Consider the following 20,498-nt stretch of genomic DNA (forward strand, 5'->3'; position numbering starts at 1 on the left):
CAAATAAAATGACTACTGGAGGTCATCATGATTCGCAAAACCTTACCTGCCTTGTTGTTGGGCGCATTATCGTACGGGTGTGCCACCGCCGAGGTGGATCAGAGCCAAGGATTGAGCTGGCCCGAGCTTGTTGAGTACCAAAAGCCCGGTACCGCTGAGGTTGAGTTGAGCGCACAATTCGCCGCCCAAGAGGTAAAACGGGTCGCTAATCAGGTGGCCGATTGGCAGCTGGACCAATACGATATTCGCTCCAACAAAATGCGCCCAGAGGGCCGCGCGAGTGGCTTGCCACAGGGTTGGATGTACGCGCCTTTGCACTCGGGCTTACTAGCCTGGGGGGATGTATCCAGTCAGCCAGGCTACGGGCAAGCGGTGCGCAATATCGCCGCCGTTAACCAGTGGCGTTTGGGGCCACGCCGCTACCACGCCGATGATCACGCTATTGGTCAAGTGTACTTAGATATGTACGAAAAATACCAAGACCCGGTCATGAAGCAAAATGTCGAGGCGGTATTTGATTGGGTGTTAGCGCACCCCAGCGACCGCGATTTAGAATTTGAGCACCCCGAGAAAGAAGTGATTCACGGTGCCAACCGCAAATATACCGACCCTTGGTGTACCCAGCGCTGGTGTTGGGCCGATGCTATTTTTATGGCGCCGCCGGTGTGGGCGCAGTTATCAGAGATTACCGGCAATGCTAAATACTTAGAGTTTATGAATCGTGAATTTTGGGTGACGACGGATTACCTTTACAGCGATGACGATCATCTATTTTTACGCGATAGCCGCTACTTTACCCGTAAAGCCGACAACGGTAAGCCGATTTACTGGGGGCGCGGCAACGGTTGGATTCTGGCCGGTATTGCACGCACTTTGCCGCATATACCGGAGGATTTTAGCGATCGGGAAAAGTACGTCGATATCTTTAAGCAAATGAGCCAAAGCTTGCTGCAGGCGCAAAAATCCGATGGTAGCTGGCCCGCCTCACTGTTAGAGGCACACGATGGCCAAAACCCCGAGTCGAGTGCCACCGGCTTAATTGTGTTTGCGCTTACCTGGGGTATCAATCATGGTTTGTTACCCGCCGATGAGTACCGCCCCGCGGTAGAGCGCGGCTGGACGTCGCTGGTCAGTACTGTGCAGCCCAATGGCAAGTTGGGCTACGTACAGCAGGTCGGCTTTGCGCCCGAAAGCGCCACCGCAGACGACACCCAGTTATATGGTACTGGCGCACTGTTGCTGGCGGCGGCGGAAATTTATCAGCTGTTAAATAAATAAGGTAGCGGTATGAATCAGTCAGTTCTTACGCAATTATTCTCGGTAGAAGGCAAAGTCGCGGTAGTGACTGGTGCTAGCCGGGGTTTAGGTCAGGCGATGGCATTGGCTTTGGCGCAAGCCGGTGCCAAGGTGGTTGCCCTGGGTTCGCGCCCCGAGAGCCTCGATAAAACCTGTGAGCTATTTGCCGAGCACAACTTGTTTATTCAGCCGTTGGCCTGCGATCAGCGCTCGGCCGAATCCATTCGCGAGACAGTGGCGGCGATATTACAAGAGTTTGGCCGTATCGATATTTTGATCAATAACGCCGGTACCATCGCCCGCGCACCCGCCCATGAGTTTTCTGACGACGATTGGAATGACGTGATCGAAACTAACCTCAACGGTGTGTTTCGTATGTGCCGCGAAGTGGGCCGCGCTATGCTTAAAAATCAGTCGGGTAAGATTATTAATATTGCCTCGCTGCTGAGCTTTTCGGGCGGTATTACCGTACCCGCGTACGCCGCCAGTAAAGGTGGCGTGGCGCAGTTAACCAAAGCGCTGGCCAACGAGTGGGCGAAAGACAATATTCAGGTGAATGCCATCGCCCCTGGCTATTTTGAAACCGACAATACCGAGAACTTGCGCAAAGATCCGGAGAGATTTGCAGGCATTAGTGCCCGTATCCCCACCGAGCGTTGGGGTACTCCAGAAGACTTGGCCGGGACCGCCATTTATTTGAGCAGTAAAGCCTCTGACTACGTAAATGGTCACGTACTGCTGGTGGACGGCGGTTGGATGGCCCGCTAGCGGCGCCAACTTTGCTATATTTATTTAAACTAACATCGTGTGTGATTTATGAAAAATTTTAACGTGCTAACGTTTATTACGGTGATTTTTACCGCGTGTTTACTGAGTGCAGCCGCACAAGCAGACAGCGCCAAAACGCTTTTTAACAGCGATTGGCAATACTCCGAGGTAGGCATCGATAAACCGAGTAACAAGGCGTCGGATTGGACCGGCGTTACTCTGCCACATACCTGGAACGCCACCGATACCGTCGACCAAGTGCCCGGTTATCGCCGCGGTGTTAGCTGGTATAAAAAAACCTTTAAAGTTGCCAAGGCCGAGCGTTATCTGCTGCATTTTGAAGGCTCCAATATGGAGACTCAGGTGTACCTAAATGGCACCTTGGTGGGCTCGCATATTGGGGGTTACGTTGGCTTTAACGTAGAGCTTAGCGATGCGATTAAAACCTCGGGCAGCAACGAATTGTTGGTGCGGGTATCAAACGCCTATAACCCCAACCTTATTCCGTCGCAAAAATCCGACTTCTTTATTCACGGCGGTATTACCCGCGACGTTTGGTTGCTGAGTAAAAATGACGCGCTGATTGAACGCTTTGAAGCTCGTGCCAATAACGTTGCCAAAGGCGATTACAGCACTGAGCTGACGGTGTTTGTCGATAGTGAGGTGAAAACCAAAGGCCACTTAAAAGCGACCTTAACCTCACCCGCCGGTGACGTTGTGACATCGGTTACTCAAGATGTAAACCTTGCCAAAGGGCAGTCGCAGCAAAAGCTAGTGCTAGAGAGCTTTGCCGATGCCAAGCTCTGGTCGCCCGAGTCGCCCAACCTGTATGCCATACAGGTAGAGCTGCTCGATCGCAAACATAAGCGCGTGCTGGATACCTCCGAGTCGCAATTTGGTTACCGCTGGTTTGAGCAGATTCCGGGCAAAGGCTTTTTTGTCAATGGCGAGCGTTTGTTGTTGCGCGGTACTCACCGCCACGAGGAGATCGCCGGGGTCGGTGCCGCCATGAGCAACGCGCAACACCGCAACGATATGCAGTTAATTAAAACCATGGGCGCAAATTTTGTGCGTTTAGGGCACTACCCGCAAGATCCAGAGGTGTATCGCGCGGCTAACGAGCTGGGCTTAATTATTTGGGATGAGCTACCTTGGTGCCGTGGCGGTAAAGGCGGCGAGCAGTGGGAGAAAAACACCGAAGCGCTGCTGCATGAGCAGCTGGCACAAAACTTTAATCACCCGAGCATTGCGTTTTGGTCACTCGGTAACGAGATGTACTGGGAGGCCGACTTCCCCGGTGGCGGCCGCGATGAAATTTTGGTGCCTTATCTTGCCAAGCTTAACGATATGGTAAAAACAACCGATACCTCGCGTTTAACTAGCATCCGTAAGTACTATCCGGGTGCCGACATTGTCGACTCTTTCTCGCCCTCTATTTGGGCCGGTTGGTACGGCGGTGCGTACGGTCAATACCAAACCGCGCTAGAAGAGGCGACTAAAAAATACCCCAATATGATTCACATGGAGTACGGCGGTTCGAGCCATGTGGGTCGTCACACCGAGGCGCCGATTGATGCGAAAGGTATTCGCGGCGCCCAGGTATCGGTAGAAGAGGCCGTTAACCAAACCGTGGTGAAAAGCGTTGCCAAATCATCGGATTGGAACGAAAACTACATGGTTGATCTGTTTGACTGGCACCTTAACGTCAGTGAATCTTTGCCGGGTTTAAGCGGTACCGCGCAGTGGGCTATTCGCGATTTTGGTACGCCTCTGCGTCCCGAAAATCCCATTCCTTATGTTAACCAAAAAGGTCTGTTTGACCGCAGCGGTAAACCTAAAGACGCTTATTATGTGTATGCCAGCCACTGGGCAAAAGCGCCTATCTGTTATATCGAGTCGCACACCTGGACCCATCGTTACGGCCCAAAAGAAGGCCGCAAAGTCGATGTGTTTTGCAACACTGACTCTGCCGAGCTGTTCTTAAACGGCAAATCGTTAGGTAAAAAAGCCCGTAAGCCGGGTGAGTTTCCGGCGGCCGGCTTAGTGTGGCAAGTGCCCTTTAGTGAAGGTGAAAACACCTTAAGCGTGATCGGTCGCAACGACGGCGAGCAAGTCGCGGACGATAAAACCCAGCTGACCTATTACATCGGTGAGCCCGGTAAGTTTGATCGCTTGCACGTCACCCAGAAACCGCTGGATAACGGCAATGTTTTGGTCGAGGTTGAAGCGGTGGATGCGAAAAACCGTCGCCTGACTGACTACTCAGATCGTATTTACTTTTCGGCGCTAGGCTCGAATGACGCGCTGGTTGATCGCTTTGGAACGCCGGGCCGCAGCAGCGTGATAGAGGCAGCCAGCGGCTACGCCTCGATTGAGGTGACGCCAAAGACCAGCCATGGCGTGGCGGTAGAAGTAAAAACGCAAAACGTTAAAGGTGTGTTTGTTAAGGTCGGCGGAGAATAATCCGCCGCTTAACAACATCAAATTGTAAAGTTAATTCGGCAGTGTGAGTAACTTATCGCCAATCAGAAATTTATCTGGTATGATGGTAAGGCCAATTTGGGGCGGCCAGTATAAGCGCTGCTGAGATATTTAGTTAGGAATGTACAGATGCAAGAGTCTTGGAGATGGTTCGGACCAAGTGATTCCATATCGCTGGAAAAGATTAAGCAGGCGGGGGCGACGCATATTGTTACCTCGATGCATGAAATCCCCACGGGCGATGTTTGGCCGGAGGCTGACGTAATCGCGCGCAACGAGCTTATCCAAGCGTCGGGCTTATGTTGGAATGTGGTCGAGAGCATCCCGCTGCACAACGACATTAAAACCCGCACGGGTGACTATCTGCAGCTGATCGAAAATTACAAAGAGTCGATCAGAAGCGTGGGTAAAGCGGGCATACCGGCGGTGTGTTACAACTTTATGCCGGTGGTCGATTGGACCCGTACTAACCTTAGCTATCGGGTGTCTAACAGCGCTCAAGCGTTACGCTTTGAGCTTACCGACTTTGCCGCTTACGACGTCTATATACTTCAGCGCGATGGTGCCGAGTCAGACTATACCCCGGCCGTGCTCGAGAAAGCCAAGGCAAGCTACCGCGCCATGAGCGAAGAACAACAGCTGCTGCTCGAGAAAAACATCATTGCCGGCTTGCCCGGTGGTGAAGGCTCTTACACCCGCGAATCGATCAAAGTGGCCATCGAGCAGTTTATTGCCTTGGGTACCGAGGGTATGCGCCACAATTTGATGGAGTTTTTAAAAGCGGTGGTGCCGGTCGCCGAAGAAAGTGGCGTTAAGCTGTGTATTCACCCAGATGATCCACCGTTCTCGCTGTTTGGTTTGCCTCGTGTGGTTTCTACCGCCGACGACGCGCGCAAAATTTTAACCACGGTTGATAGCCCCGCCAATGGCATTACTTTGTGTGCCGGCTCCTATGGTGCGCGCTGCGATAACGATTTAGTGGCAATGGCCGAAGAGTTTGGCTCGCGCATTTACTTTGTGCACTTGCGCAATGTTAAGCGCGAAGAAGACGGATCGTTTTTTGAATCCGATCACCTCGATGGCGACAACGATATGGTGGGCTTGATTAACGCGCTATTGAAAGAAGAGCGCCGCCGCAAGCAAGCGGGTGAGGATATGGTCTCAATCCCCATGCGTCCCGATCACGGTCATCTGATGGCCGATGAAGAAAAAGCCGAGGGTGTAAAGCCGGGTTATTCTTACAGTGGTCGCTTGCGAGGACTTGCCGAGTTGCGCGGTGTGATTCACGCATTGACGCATCTTAATCCGTAATCCAAGACGGTTTTAATGCGCTAAAAAAACCCAGTAGGCGTCGCCTACTGGGTTTTTTTTATGGCTAAGTCTATCGTTTATATTTCGTTCTGACGGCGCGCTTTTTCGGGTTTTATCCGAGCATGAGGTCAGCGTGAAAAGTGATGCTGGATTAAAGGGGAGAGATTCGCGAATCAGACCCGAAGCGGTGCTAATTCGCGACGTCAGGGGCGAGTTATACTCTTTTTTGCTCGGCGGTATACACTACTTGTTCTCGCCCAACGATAGCGCATCAAGCCAAATCAGCGGGTGGCGTACAGGCAGGTTACGCAACACCTCGTATTCACTGGGGTCGGCCTCTTCTGTGAGCCAAGCATTAAAATACGCTGAGTTTTTAAAGTGTAGAGCGGCAAACACAAACGCCGGTTGGCGTACTGGCCAGTTATCCCAATAAAGTACGTCAGGTTTAAGAGGCCAGCTGGATTTATCTTGCACATAAGGCAGCATGTACTCTACGGCGCGTTGCATGCCGCGGCCGTCTTTAGTACTAAAGCGCCACATGTCGTGCTCGGCGTTGCTTAACAGTTGGGCGTTGGTGGCCATGGCATCTAACACAAACAGCGAATAACCGTAGGGTTTGGTGCGTGCCAGCTCGGCGGGGAACGATCCGTCTGTTGCCATCATTTGCTTAATAAACACATTTTTAAAATCTTCACGAATCTCATCTAACAGCTGCGTGTTGCCGGTTAGCTGAGCAAAAGCCGCGGCTTGCATCGCCCAGCACACGCCGTGATTGTTGGGGTGCTGACGTTCTGTTTGACCAAACGGCGACTCCAACAACCATTGTAGGTATTCGGCAAACCATTTTTTTGTGGCGGCGGAACTTGTAAGTGCGCCGGGTGCCAGTTGCTCAAGCTGATAAATACTGCGCGCCACTTCGGTTAAATGAATGGTGTCGATCACGCCAATGCTGCGGCCGGTATTGCGCCCTTTAATGGCTTGGCCATAGTTGAGGTGGGGCGCCATTTTGGTTTTGCCGTTCATAAACCAAGCGTTAAGGTGATTGTCTATCTGGGTGAGGTACTTTTGATCTTGCTCTAGTATATAGGCCGAGGCCAGAGTGGCGACGATATCACTCAGTTCGATAAGCTGAAGACGATGCTTGATAAAATTATCTGGGTTAGAGAGTCCATCGCGGCGAATATAAGGGCCGCTTGGATCTTCGGGGTTGGGCCACCAGTAGTCGCCCTCAGAGTAAAAATCGTGGGCTGTGCCTGAGCTTCTGGGCGATACATAATCGACGATAGTGGAGGGCTTGACCGACAGGTACTCGGTGGCTTTGGTTAAAATTCGTGAGTGCTCGGTTTGTATTAATTGCGACTGGATAGACGCCGGTGAGTCGTCAGCGGGTGTAACGCTGTTGGCGTGTGCAACTGGGGCTGAACCGAGCAAGGCTATGCACAGTATTGCCAGGCGATTAGATAGAGTAAACGGTAAGCGGTTTACAGCTGGCATAAGCCATCATCTCCTTGGGTGTGGGCGTCGATGTGTTTTTCAGTGCTGCTATGAGTAGGGCTACGCGTATTAGTGGCATTTGAAGCTGGTACCGGAAAAGCAAGCAGGCAATCGTATTCGGCGTGCTGCGCCATTAAGGTTTGCGCATAAGCGCTAAAGCGTTGATCGTACAGCTGCCCTGCAATTAAATTAACGCGTATTAAAGATTCCCGGCTGACAGAGTCGGAGGCGTAATGGCTCTGTGTCAGTAGTGTGTGCTGCTGTTGGTTTAGGTAATCCAGCGCCTGAACAATCAGCGGTACTTGGGTATCGTCGGTGGGGCCAAATGCGAGTTCCGGCAGGTTTAAGTCCGTTGCGATCGCGGCAAGCCCCCAGAACGCTTCGAGATTAAAAACACTGTAGTGGTAGGGGCGGGTTCGTGCCAGCTCGTGAGGTTGTGCGCCACCGGGTTGTATTTGCGTCTGTATGCGCTGCGGATACAGCGATTGCATGACTTGGTTGAGTACCATCTCGTTGTCGGTAAAGCGCGCAAAGTAAGCCACTTGGTAATCGTAAAAGCTGGCGTGGTTATTATGGGTGCGCGATTCATCAAGGCCGTTAGGGCTTGTGAGCAACCAATGTAGGTAGTATGTAACCCAGCGCGACAGCGGTTCTGATACGTGACTATTATAATGATCAGAGGCCGTTAATTGCTGGTGAGCATTCAGGGCATTGATAAATAAGCGCGATTCAATAATCCCAATGCCCCGGCCATCGGTGATACCCGGTATGGCTTGGGCGTAGCGAAAGTTGGGATTCATACCTGTGTCTTTATCAAAAAGAAACACGTGAAACAACTCTTGCGCGCGCTGCGCGTAGGCGTCGTTTTTTGTGTATGAATACGCCTGTGCTAAAACACTTACTGCCTTAACAAATTCGCGCAGCTCGGCGGAGTCGGTATCGCGGCCGCGAACCTCGCGGTTAACGATGCCATCCCGTCTGATCCAGGGTAAACCGTTGGCTGTGTCTGGGTTGGGCCACCAATAGGGGCCGGTACTGGTGTAGTCCTGCGGGTTATCGTTCGGCGGCGTTGCTTGGTTAAAGGTAATGCTAAAACTTTGCTCGCTATCGAGCACACTATTTGCCCGAGCAATAACCAGATCGCGCGCGGCGATCCGTTTAGTATCGCTCGGTGTGATTAACGCCTGAGCTTGTTGTTGCCACTCGTAAAGAGTGTTTGGTGATATCGGCGTGTCGGTTTTTGCGCTAGGCACACTGTGGCAGCCCGGCAGCAAAACGGTTAAACCGAGCAATAGGCTTAACCGGTGGTTCAGTCTTTTGGTAACGGCTTGTGTGATCAATATTATTCTCCGCCCAGGCGCTGTTGCAGTTGATACTGGTATAGCGAAGGCGCTTGATGGATCGCTTTATTTTGCATTTTTATGTTGGCGTTAGGGCCGTACTCGATGTCGATATCGGCGTTGCCATGAACGCCAATTACGTTGGCATTGGGGCCATCGTCTACCCCATACAGGGTGATAGGTTTAGCAACATCAAGGCCGTTTTTAAATACAACATTAATATTCCAGAAACTACTGCCGGCCCCGTGGGTGGGTTTCCAGTAGCCGGCACCACCACCTTTAAAGGCCGGGTAGCGGCGTTGCGCTAGTTGCTCGGTATCGAGGGTGGCGTGCAAGGTAATATTGTCGAACAGGTTTTGGTGGTTGGCGCCGGAGTGCTGATCTAAAATCGGTGCGTGATAAATCTCACAGCCGGTGTAGACACTTTTAGTGGAAAAGGTATTAAAGCTTAGAGGGTGGATGGCGGTATTGTTGACTGTGATGTTTTTGGCCAGCAGGTTATGAGTATCGCCCATCGCAACCGTATAGTGAGCTTTGTGATCGCCTTTAGTGGCGACGTTACTAATGCTTACATTGGCGGATTCTTCGCTTAAAATACCGCTGTCGGCATTGATAATGTCGATATTTTTAACCCAGCCGTCAAATAAACGGGTTAAGTAAATACCGTTAAAACCCTGCTCAACATGGTGCGCAACGTACGCCGATTGAGGAAACTCGATGGAAAATTCCTCGATGCCAATGTTTTGCAAATATGCTTTCTGTGTAATGTCGGTTGTCAGCCCATTAATGTCGTGTAATAACACGTCATTAATAATAACGGTATTATTGTTAATGGCGACAATCCGCGAGGCTTGCGATACCAGCGGCCGGTTGGGAAAGTTCCAGTGGTGGCTACCAGTGACTGCAACCCCAGGGTAGATAGCTTTTAACAGTGGTGAGTCTTTGCCCTCTCGGTTGTACCAATTAATATTAATAATCTGACCGACGCGCAATTGCGAGGCGTTATCCACTTTTAGGCGGTCATCGCCGCGCTTGCCCTGCGTCGGCAAAGCGAGAGGGGCCGGTTGTTGGTCGTACTCTTCTAAATAGGGCTTTACGCGCTCATTTTTTATCCGGGTCCAGATGAACCCGCCAGACCAAGCGTATTGTGAGAAGGCTAAGTCGATATTGTGCGACTTCTCCCGCTGGCGTTTATTCATTGTTTTTAAGTACTGGCGCAACTCGGCCAGCTCGGGTGGGTCTGGTAGATAGCGCAGCGGCCGTGGAAAATAAAGCGTGGTGGCACCGCTACCGGCACCGCGCAAAATCAGGTTATCTCGCTCAAGGTAAAGGATGTCGCTGACGATAAAACGACCGGCTGGAATCTGCACGACTATGGGAGAGTCGCTGTCGCTGGCGGCGGCAAGCGCCTTGTGAAAAGCCTTGGTATCGTCGTTGCCATCGTCGGCTTTGGCCCCGTAATCGGCGACGTTGATGGTGTTTGCGGTGGCAAATGCCAGTGGCTCGGCCCCATTTTTGTAGCCAGCATAAGAGAAATCGGGTAAATCGCGATTTAAATTATCAATTGTTACTGCGGTGCTTGATAGCGAGAGCAATATCAAAATACCTCCGCCAAGACCTTTTAATAATTGGTAACTTGTTGATTTAATTGTTTTAATTGAAGGTTTAAAGATTCCCATAGTGCCATACCTCTGCCGTCTATTCGGTGTATCGACGATTGTAAATCAAACTTAACTGGTAATACCACTTTACCATCTGATCGGGTTGATTCATACTCTACTAACGCTTATAGCAGACCGTAGAGTCTGTAGAGCATTTCGGCCCAGGTCGATAACGACTCACTAATATAATGAATAAGATGTAGGAGAAATTATGAGCTCCCTGTGTAAGCCACAACATTCAGGTCACACCGCAAAGTACGCCCGTAAGCTTTTGACGGTCGCGATTGCCGCCAGTCTTTTACCGTCGTCTTTTGCATTAGCGCAAAATGATAATGGCGCAGAAATGCTCGAAGAAGTCGTCGTTATTGGCTCTTTGCGCGATACCATGCGTAATTCGATCGAGATCAAACGCGACGCCGAAACAATTGTCGATGTGATTTCGGCGTCTGAGATGGGCGCATTGCCCGATCTTTCGGTTGCCGAAACGCTTGAGCGTATTGTCGGGGTAACCGGCGACCGCTTTAAAGGTAACTCCAGCGAGATCTCCGTTCGTGGTCTCGGCCCGTTTCTGGGCTATTCAACCTACAACGGCCGTGAAATTTCTTCCGGCAGTGGCAATCGCTCAGTCGCCTTTTCACAGTTTCCCTCCGAGTTAGTCAACGGCGCGACTGTATACAAATCGCAGTCTGCTGATCTCGTCGAGGGTGGCGTTGCCGGTTTGATTAACCTCCAAAGCATTCGGCCCATCGATTTTGGTGAGCGCCGAATTCAGGCCGAAATTAAGGGTAACTACAACGACTACGACGCCAAGCTAAACGGCGATGACGGTATTGGTTACCGCGGTTCGGTGTCCTACACCGATGTATTTGATACCAGTATTGGTACCGTTGGTTTTGCTATTGGCTACGCCGGGCACGAATCTTCCACCCCGGAAGAGAGTTATAACACCAGCTCGACACTGCGTAACTGTAACTCTGATTACGCGTTAGATGGCGGCAGCAATTGCTCGTGGAGTGACGATAATGCCGCCGCTGGTGGTGGCGCCGCTGCCGATGGCGATTACTACTTTATTCCTAACTCCTTTTATTTTAGACAAATGGAGTCAGAGGAAAGTCGCGATGCGGTGATGAGTACCGTACAGTGGCAGCCCAACGAAGACTGGAATATTACCCTTGATGCTCAGTGGTCTGATCGTTTCTACTACGAAGATCGTCACGACTTATATTTTGATGACGGCCGCCGCCGGATTAGCGACTGGACCACCAATGAAGATCATGCGCTAACCTCGTACTCGGGTGAGTCGCGTGTCAGCAGCTACGGTGAGTATCGCGAGCGCGACGAAGAGTATCGCGGTACCGGTTTAAATATTGAGTGGAATGCAACCGACAAACTTTTGTTAAGTGCCGATATCTCTTACTCAGATACCACGCGTTACCAAGAGACCTGGCAAACCCGGTTCCGCTCTGACCGACTTTGGTATGATTTTACCTCGGGCGGAAATAGCGATTACCCCTCGGTTTCTCTTTATGAAGATCCGGACGATGCCGCTGGTACGGCCGTTGATAACAACGTCTTAAACGATTACAGCTTTTACGACGCCAACCAACGCGCTCGTTACGGCGAATATGAAATCAATGACACTATTAGTGCTGTGGCCTTTGATGCTGTCTACGAACTAGATGGCAGTGTTTTTACCTCGGTAGAAGGTGGCGTGCGTTTATCCTCGCATGAGCACAATAACTATAACGAAGATCGTATTGAATACACGGATACTAACTTTGCTGATATCTCTACGATTGAGCAAAACTGCGCTACGCCCTACCCGCAAGAAGGTTACGGCGAAGATGCGAACAGCAGCTTTAATCAATGGGCTACCTACGATACCTTGTGTGCCTCTGAGTTAATGTGGGGCTCCGAAGATTGGTCGTTATCGCCCCAAGACCCAAGTGCGGCTGACGTTAACTTAACCGAAGATATCTCGTCTATCTTTGCGAAGTTAAATTTTGCGACCCAGCTCGGTAATATTGATGTGACCGGTAACGTCGGCGTGCGTGTCGTTGAAACCAGTGTCGAATCAGTCGGCTATCGTCAAGATTATGTGGTTATCGAAAACGATGCCGGCACACCGGACGATACCTCGGATGATAGTTATACCTTTGATCAGGTGGCCGATACTTTAACTGAAGAAGTGTTTACCAATAGCTACGTGAATGTATTGCCCAGCCTGAACTTAAACTTTGGTTTAAGCGAGACAGTTCAGTTGCGAGCTGCCGTTTACTCGGCTATTTCGCGCCCCGATATGTGGTGGATGGGTGCCGGTCGCGACTTAGACCTTGGGGATGGTGAAGAAGAGTTTCCGAGCGTTGAAGATGCCGTTGCCAATGGCAATGCCACCGCACTGGGTAATCCAGACATGGAAGCGATCGAATCCGTTAACTATGATCTCTCGTTGGCATGGTACCCACGTGAAGATACGATGGTGTCGGCTGCGCTGTACTACAAAGACTTTGAGGCCGGCCTCGATGTGGCCGACCCCGAGAGTGTACAAGAGTCGTTTAATATTAATGGCGAGCAGATCACCATGGATGTTAACGGCCTTATCGAGAATACCTCTGAGTCGTCCAGTATCACAGGTGTTGAGTTAAGCTTGCAGCACGGTTTTACCAACTTGCCCGCACCGTTTGATGGCTTGGGCGTGATGGGTGGTATTAACATCGCCGATACCGATTTCGAGTATTATGAAAACGGTTCTGAGATGACCGACGATGTAGTGATTGCCGCTGCAAACCTTCCCGGTTTCTCAAAAGAGAGCTACAACGCTGAGGTATACTGGGAGAATTACGGTTTCACCACTCGTTTGTCGTATAAGTATCGTTCCGATTACCTGAAGCCGTTTGGCAGTGATTTTGGTCAAACAAATCGCTTTGTCGACGACACCAGCTCGGTTGATCTGTCGCTAGCGTATCGCTTGACCAATAATCTTCAGGTTAAATTTCAAGCGCTTAACCTGACCAACGAACCTTACGTTGAGTATCGCGTAGCGGAAGATGCGTTTAACCGAATCGAGTATAGCGGCACTAAGTACTTTGTTGGTCTTCGCTATAAGATGTAAGCTCATGCTTAGTGGCAAAGTATTTTCTTATGCTTTTGCCACTTGATGTAGGGTTTTAACATCTTAGATAAAAAGCTGGGTGGCTGAGAGGTCACCTAGCTTTTTTTGCTACCGATATTGGAAAGGCGTTGCGGCTAGGTAGGTAGCGTTTATAGTTACCAAGCGCTCTGAGCCGCGCATATCTGAGTAATAGCTGGCAATGTTGTTTCCTGTTCGCCCCAATGCGCTACCAGTTGGCGTGGCACAGATCATTTATTGTTATTGTCTTTTGCTCCCTGCCAGGCGGTTGCAAATGCTATTCCCATGCATACACCCGTGCCGATAAACACGCCTAAAAATGGCAGGATATCGAACACTACCCCTGCGATAACTCCTATAGCTGTACCAACGGATGACCCTATAGCGATAGCGTATCCGTAATATTTTCCTGCCGCTTTGTTTTTACTTTTCATGGTTTACCTATTGCTGGCCTGGGTTGTGGGGAGCGTTAAGTCTACGCGGTTAAACTTTCTTTGTGAAACCGGAGCAACCGCCAGAACAATAGCGGCTAGCGGCGAAAGTAAATCGGCCCCTAAGAGCCAGCCGCCACCTCGGTAACAAAGCTAATAATGACCAATGCTGTCTGCATGATGGTTGCCCGCTAAAAGCTAGGGGGCTGAGTTGTCGCCACTATAGTGGAGTCGTTAGCCGAGCGGGGTATTAACCGCGCTGGAGCAATTGGCAGCGCCAGAAAAGTTGAGTTTGAGGGTAACCTAACGTTGGCAAAGAGACTGTGCGGGAAAGGGGCTTTAACTGTGAGGCGGTTTTAAAGCGCGGGTGGGGTCGCGCTAATCACCGGTAATGGTTATCGGTGATTGGCGCAACCGCTGCAACCTGTTGTGATAATTAGGTTACTTGCCGGGTTTATTCAAACGAGGATACGTTGTCGAGGTAGACGCTTTCGGTGGAGGTCTCTTCCGCGTTGCCACCAAATTTAAACTCGACGCGCTCGGGCGTTAGGCCAGGCGTGGCAACGGCAAAGGTACCTTGGTTGATGCCATTTACCCACAACGTGTACTCGTTGCTGGTGGCGATATCGGTCCAGGCTAACTTGATAGTGTTCCAGGCATCATAGTTGTAGCTGGTGACACTTTCTTGGCCGCTCGCGGCTCTGCGGCGTAAATCGCCCCCGGATTTAAACAAGATATCCATGCTGCGGTTAGCTGAGTTGTAAGTGGTCGCGTAAACCGTTATCAAAAAGTCTGCGACGTTTGCCGCGGGGATGTACACAGAGGCGGTGATCGCACCGGTGTTAGATGCCCCCCAGTTAGCACGCGCGCGCACTTGGCCCTCTTCTGGGTGCGAGAACTTGACCGACTGGGTGCCGTCCTGTGCTTGCTCATCACTCACTTGAATATTGCCAGGTATATCGGCGTCGTTTTCAAGCGCCGTGGGCGCTTCGCCTATGGTGTCATCTTCAAACGAGTTTACGCTGCCGGTTGCGCCGCCGTCACCATCGCCGGCATCGGGTACCGGCATGGAGATGGCATCGAGATACAATGGCTCATTGGTAATCGCGCCGCTGTTGCCGCCGTACTTAAACTCGACCCGCTCTGGGGTTAAGCCGGCGGTTGCCGCCGCAAAGGTTCCCACTGAGTCACCGTTAATGATCAAGGTGAACTCATTGCTGGTGGCTAAATTGTCCCACTGAATTTCAATATCAATCCAGCCGCCTAAATCGTACCGCATGACATCTTCTTGCTCGCTGCCTTCACGACGTCTGATGCTGCCGTCACCTTTAAATATAATATCGATCGCTCGGTTGTCTGAGTTATATTCGGCGGCGTAGAGGGTGATTAGCGTATCTTGGTCAGTGTCGGTCGAGAAATACAGTGACCCTTTAACGGAACCGCTCTCGGTGGCGCCAAACTCGCGGCGCATTCTTACTTGGCCTTCGGTGGTGTGATTGAGCTTAACCACTTGAGTGCCTTCACGCGCGACCTCGTTTGACACAACGATACTGCCCTCGTTGTCAAAATCGGCTGGTGCCGAATCAAAGCTGTCAGCTTCAAAACCAAAGTCGGGGTTGCTGGCATCGCCCACGGCAAAACCGCTGCTGGGTTCGCTGCTAGAGCTGCTGGAACTTACCGAGCTGCTGCTGGAACTTACCGAGCTAGAGCTAACCGAGCTTGCAACGCTGCTGCTGGAGCTGATTGAGCTCGCAATGCTGCTACTGGAGCTGATTGAGCTCGCAATGCTACTAGAACTAACTGAGCTTGCAACGCTGCTACTAGAGCTGACTGAACTTGCGACACTGCTAGAGCTAACCGAGCTGGCGACACTACTGGAGCTAACGCTAGACGATTGGCTGCTCTCGCTACTCGCGTCGGATGACGCGCTGGAGTTTGAGGAGCTGCTGCCCTGGTCTGGATTGTTACCGCCGTCGGCCGAGTCGGTTATGCTAATGGCGTCTAGGTAGAGCGACTCTGTGGTTATAGCGCTGCTGTTGCCGCCAAACTTAAACTCGACTCGCTCTGGCACTAAACCTGGTGTGGTCGCCGTAAAAGTACCAATCGAGTTGCCGTTAATCAGCAGAGTGTATTGATTACTGCTGGCAAGATCTTGCCATTGAATCTCTACATCCATCCACTCGTTAAAATTGTAGGCCTGTAAGTCGATCTGGCTGCCTCCCTCACGGCGACGCAAGGTGCCGTCGGGCTTAAACAGCAGGTCAATGGCGCGGTTGGCGGAGTTGTAGGTCTCGGCATAAACGGTAATAAGTGTGTCGACGCCGACATTCTCGGGGATAAGCAGCGATGCTTTGATACTTCCGCTAGCCTTTGCGCCAAACGCTTTGCGCATTCTTACCTGGCCTTCGGAGGTATGGTTAAACTTGGCCGATTGCGCGCCCTCGCGAGCTTGCTCATCCGAGACGCTAATGTCCCCTTCAGACTCAAAATCGTTGGGGGTTTGACCTAGCGATTCTGACTCAAAGCTAAAGTCTGTGTTACCGGGGGTGCCTTCGCCACCATCACCGCCACCGTTGTTGTTGCCATCGTTGGCGATGTCAGAGGCACAGGTGTTGGTGCCCTCGGCAATACAAAAGTCGTTAAATAAAATGGTTTCATCACGCAGCATATCGATGTTGTTGAGGCTGCGGTACAAACCCCATTTGGGACGATTGATGCCGGCCCCTTCGCGCCACATATCAATGTTGTTGGCGCTCCAGTCGATTAAGGTGGTGTTGTCGCTTAAGCGGCTCAAGCGTACTTCCAAGCTGCCGTTGTCTGCGTTTTTCGTGCGCACAAAGGCCTCTACCCACTCGCCGGTAAAACCGGACAAGTCGGCCACGGCGACTTCGCTGGCACCAAGATCTGTGCTGGGGGCGTGTAACACTTGCAGTTGATCGGGGCTGCCAGCGCGAGGCGTGAGGGTGACGATTGGCATGCTGTCATCGCCACCGGCGGCTTTGATCTGAAAGATATGGGTAAACGATGAAGACGCCTGAAAGCCATCATCGAGTTTAAATTTCCAGCGGTAGGTGTGTATCTCGCCCTCGCTGGCAACGCGGTCAGCCGGTGAGGCATCGTAGGTTTTTACTTCGATGCGCTGGCGATCGGTGGTCGATTCAATGCAGCGGTCGCCGTCGACGTCGCGCAGCAAATGAAAAGCGAATACATACTCGTTGAGCGTAGCGTCCATTACCTCGGTAATACGGCGGCCAAAGGCGTCGGTCTCGGGGTCGCACACTGGACTCTCTACCGCGCTGCCGCCAAATACCGTGTCAAACAGCTCGTAGGTATCGCCGGGGCCGTCGGCAGAGGCAACCACACGATGATTGATTTGGTTGTCCAGCGTCGCTTGAAAGTGGCTTTGCGCTTCGCTGACAGAGACTAGCTCCATACTGCTCGCGCCCGAATTACTCAGTAAGTTAAGTACCGCTGAGGATTGCGCAAAGGCCTCTGGGTCTTGCGAAAAGTCGATGGCCGTGGCCGCACCGTGGGCTAAATCGTCAATGCTAATGCCATTGTCGGGGTTGCCGTCTTGATCGAGCGACAGTAACAACCGAACGATGTTAGTCACGGTGTTATCGGTGATGTCCTCGCTATCGGCCAAGGTTAAAGGCGTCACCGTGGGCTGAGCTAATACCGGGGGAAAGGTCAAATCGCCAATCGAAAAAGTTACTGTATCGCCGGCGAGGTAATCGTACTGCCCGGTGGCCGAGGTAAAGCCGCTGCTTGACGCGGTTTGGTAGTGCAGGTTGGCGACAATGCTATCGACGAAGAAGCCCTGGCGCACCAGCGGGTTGTCAGAGCCGCCCGCTGCATCGCTCGACGAGCTACTGGCGATTTCGCTGCTGGAGCTGGAGGAATTACTCGAAACAGCTCCAGAGCCTGGGGTGGGAGTGTCGTGGCCGATACCGCCGCCGCAGGCCCCCAATAGGCCCGATAGACAGATCAATGTTGATGTTTTGAACAAAGTCATAGTGTTCACCTTTTGCTTATTATTGGTGTCGTTCGATGAATTTTTGCGAGCCTACACTATCTGACGATAAGGTCATGCTGTCAAGTGGTAATGCCAATGTGCTGGTGTGAATGGTAATAGAAGGTCTGGGTCGGAGTGGGGTTAGTTGGCCGAGGAGGGTGTTTTTGGCGTGAGGCCGAGTAGGTATTTAGGGCTAAGTTGATGTGGAGTCGGGATGCTACTAAAAAGGCCCGGCGCGTGAGCCGGGCCTTTTTAGGGTTACCGTCAGTGTGCGGACGGGAACGGATACCAAGGGTCTGGGACGTAGCGGATTTTCTCTTGGTTTTTGTAATATTCCAGGGGGTGTGCCGGAGCGGGAGAGCCCTTGGGCAGTGCCAGGCCGCTAACGCTGGCAAAGTAACTGACACAGGCATCGCGCCAGTAGATGGCGTCGCGCAATTGTACTTTCAGTTGTGCCTCAACTTGGCTAAAGCGCTCGGGGTCAATCTTACCTTTTAGCTCTTGCCACTGGGTTTGCATCTTGCGCACTTGGTTAACCCCGGTATCGTATTTGTGTACCAGCTCTTGCCACAGGCTGCTGCCCGAATCCATTTTGTAGCTCCAGGGTAAATGATGGAACCACAGCAGTAACGCTTCTGGTGTTGTTTCGGGCTTGGCAAATTGGGTGGCCCAGTGTGGGTAGTACTGCTCGATGGCGTTCGAGCCGGTTTTAGTGCGATCGTAACCGATGCCGTCTTTGTCGGCCTGATGGTAATAATAGGCGGTCCAATCGGGGCGGCCCGATGTATCGTGCCAGGGGGCGGGGCCGTAGTGGTGGCCTTGAGCATACAGGTGGGTTAGGCCTAAAGGCATACGGTAGTTAACGCCGGCCTCGCGGCTTATGGCCATAATATCGGTCACGGGCGCTAACACATCGTCCTTGTTGTTAAAGGTCATGCGGGCCCACTCATCGGCAATGGCGGCGGAGCTTAGCTCCACATCCCACGCTAAGCGGCCAAACGCATACCAGCTTGATTGCACAAAGGTGTGGCCGGTCCAGTTGCGATCGGTGCCGGGGTTTATCACTGCCGCCATGCCGGTGTGTTTATAGTCGAATACGTTACCCGCTAAAATTTTTCCTATGGTGCTGCCCGCGTCTTGGGCGTAGGTGTCGGCATCAAGCGCTTCTTCAAACAGTGGCCCCTGGTAGGCTAAGTGATTCGAGAAACCAAAATATTCTTGCGAAACTTGCACTTCCAGCGCGATATTGGTTTTTTGCAGAGCGCCAAATAAGGGCGAGAAGGGCTCCCGGGGTTGAAAATCGATCGGGCCATTTTTAATTTGCACAATTACGTTGTCGCGGAACTTGCCGTCCAGCGGTTTAAATTCATCGTAGGCTTCGCGAAACCGATCACCCTGCTCGGGGGCGTACACAAATGCGCGCCAAAACACTAAGCCATTATAGGGGGCGAGCGCATCGGCGAGCATATTGGCGCCGTCGGCGTGGTTGCGGCCAAAGTCTTGCGGGCCGGGCTGCCCTTCGGAGTTGGCTTTGACTAAAAAGCCGCCAAAGTTGGGGATGTACTGGTAGACTTTTTTAACACGCTCGCGCCACCATTTTTGTACTTTGGGGTCGAGTGGGTCGGCCGTGTCAAAGTCGTCCAATAGCATGGGCGAGTTAAATTTAACCGACAAATAAAGCTTAATGCCGTAGGGGCGGAACACCTCGGCCAATGCCGCGGCCTTGGCTAAAAAGGCATCGCTTAAGATGCGCGCATCGGCGTTGACGTTATTAATAACGGTGCCGTTAATGCCCAGCGAGGCGTTGATACGGGCGTAATCGATATAGCGCGGGTTGTTTTGGTACTCGGGCAGGTTGCCCCATTCCCACAGTGATAAGCCGGCGTAGCCGCGCTCGACAATGCGGTTGAGGTTGTCCCAGTGATTGACGACTCGGTGCTGCACCGAGGGTGCCGATTGCACGTCGATATGGGCAATATCGCTTTGGGTTTGCATTAACCGCAGCAGGTGAAACGCGCCGTACAGCACACCGGCATCGCTATTGGCGGCAATCACGGTGGCACGTTGGCCGGCGACCTTGGCACGAGTGATGATAAAACCCTCGGGCCCCACGGCGTTAAGCCTATCGCCAAGCTTTAAAGCGGCAATGTTCGCCGAGCTGTCGGGCGTGCCGATAATCAAGTTGCCGGCGCCTTGCGCGGCTTTGCTGGGCTTGATGCTTTGACCTAACAAACCATTTAAGCCACGGGTTAACTCGGCGCGGGCGGCTGCTAGGGTGGGCGATTGGTCGGTAGCCACTAACTGTTGCAGCTGGGCGCGGTATTGTTGTTTAAGTGTGTTGTCGGCGATGGTGTCGTAGCGCAACCACATGCGGTAGCCGTCTTCGGCTTGGGCGGTCGTGCACAGTAGCGTCAGTACTAGGCTGGCAAGCAGCGCTAAATATTGGGGCGTACGATACAGTCGGTACATGGTGAGCGTGTCCTGTTTAATATAGTTATGGTCATTATTACCATAATAGCATTTGCGTCCTGCAGTGATGTGATATTTGACAAAAATTGACGTTTCGGGCGG

The 20,498-nt window shown here is 52.0% G+C and carries 11 protein-coding genes; 5 read left to right on the top strand and 6 right to left on the bottom strand.

Annotated features, from left to right (window positions below):
* Positions 1-27 precede the first annotated feature (27 nt).
* From AACY82_RS13575 to uxuA, 4 genes are all read left to right on the top strand, one after another.
* Positions 28-1,278, top strand: coding sequence for a glycoside hydrolase family 88 protein (locus AACY82_RS13575; protein ID WP_339617378.1), 1,251 nt, complete (start codon positions 28-30; stop codon positions 1,276-1,278).
* Between the two features lie 9 nt (positions 1,279-1,287).
* Positions 1,288-2,064, top strand: a complete 777-nt coding sequence (locus AACY82_RS13580) for a glucose 1-dehydrogenase (protein ID WP_339617379.1) — start codon at positions 1,288-1,290, stop codon at positions 2,062-2,064.
* Between the two features lie 48 nt (positions 2,065-2,112).
* Positions 2,113-4,527, top strand: a complete 2,415-nt coding sequence (locus AACY82_RS13585; RefSeq protein ID WP_339617380.1) for a glycoside hydrolase family 2 TIM barrel-domain containing protein — start codon at positions 2,113-2,115, stop codon at positions 4,525-4,527.
* 147 nt (positions 4,528-4,674) lie between these two features.
* The gene (uxuA, locus tag AACY82_RS13590) at positions 4,675-5,856 is read left to right on the top strand and encodes a mannonate dehydratase (protein ID WP_339617381.1); all 1,182 of its coding nucleotides are present in this window, start codon (positions 4,675-4,677) and stop codon (positions 5,854-5,856) included.
* Positions 5,857-6,099: 243 nt separating this feature from the next.
* On the opposite strand, the gene AACY82_RS13595 is transcribed toward uxuA, so the two are convergent.
* The 3 genes from AACY82_RS13595 to AACY82_RS13605 are packed head-to-tail and all read right to left on the bottom strand — an operon-like array spanning position 6,100 to position 10,369.
* Complete coding sequence (locus AACY82_RS13595) at positions 6,100-7,350, bottom strand: alginate lyase family protein (protein WP_339617382.1); 1,251 nt, start codon at positions 7,348-7,350, stop codon at positions 6,100-6,102.
* Positions 7,338-8,690, bottom strand: a complete 1,353-nt coding sequence (locus AACY82_RS13600; RefSeq protein ID WP_339617383.1) for an alginate lyase family protein — start codon at positions 8,688-8,690, stop codon at positions 7,338-7,340. Before AACY82_RS13600 ends, AACY82_RS13595 begins: the two co-directional genes overlap by 13 nt.
* 2 nt (positions 8,691-8,692) lie before the next feature.
* On the bottom strand, positions 8,693-10,369 hold the full coding sequence (locus tag AACY82_RS13605; RefSeq protein ID WP_339617384.1) for a glycosyl hydrolase family 28-related protein: 1,677 nt from the start codon (positions 10,367-10,369) through the stop codon (positions 8,693-8,695).
* 193 nt (positions 10,370-10,562) lie between these two features.
* On the opposite strand from AACY82_RS13605, the gene AACY82_RS13610 reads away from it, so the two are divergent.
* The gene (locus tag AACY82_RS13610; protein WP_339617385.1) at positions 10,563-13,463 is read left to right on the top strand and encodes a TonB-dependent receptor; all 2,901 of its coding nucleotides are present in this window, start codon (positions 10,563-10,565) and stop codon (positions 13,461-13,463) included.
* Between the two features lie 248 nt (positions 13,464-13,711).
* On the opposite strand, the gene AACY82_RS13615 is transcribed toward AACY82_RS13610, so the two are convergent.
* The 3 genes from AACY82_RS13615 to AACY82_RS13625 all read right to left on the bottom strand — a co-directional run bounded on the left by AACY82_RS13615 (position 13,712) and on the right by AACY82_RS13625 (position 20,396).
* Positions 13,712-13,915 (bottom strand): hypothetical protein, encoded by a 204-nt coding sequence (locus AACY82_RS13615; RefSeq protein ID WP_339617386.1) that lies wholly within the window; start codon positions 13,913-13,915, stop codon positions 13,712-13,714.
* 451 nt (positions 13,916-14,366) lie between these two features.
* Positions 14,367-17,927, bottom strand: coding sequence for a hypothetical protein (locus tag AACY82_RS13620; protein ID WP_339617387.1), 3,561 nt, complete (start codon positions 17,925-17,927; stop codon positions 14,367-14,369).
* 264 nt (positions 17,928-18,191) lie between these two features.
* On the bottom strand, positions 18,192-20,396 hold the full coding sequence (locus tag AACY82_RS13625) for an alpha-glucuronidase family glycosyl hydrolase (protein WP_339617388.1): 2,205 nt from the start codon (positions 20,394-20,396) through the stop codon (positions 18,192-18,194).
* Positions 20,397-20,498 lie beyond the last annotated feature (102 nt).

This window comes from uncultured Gilvimarinus sp., assembly GCF_963972205.1.
GTDB lineage: Bacteria > Pseudomonadota > Gammaproteobacteria > Pseudomonadales > Cellvibrionaceae > Gilvimarinus > Gilvimarinus japonicus.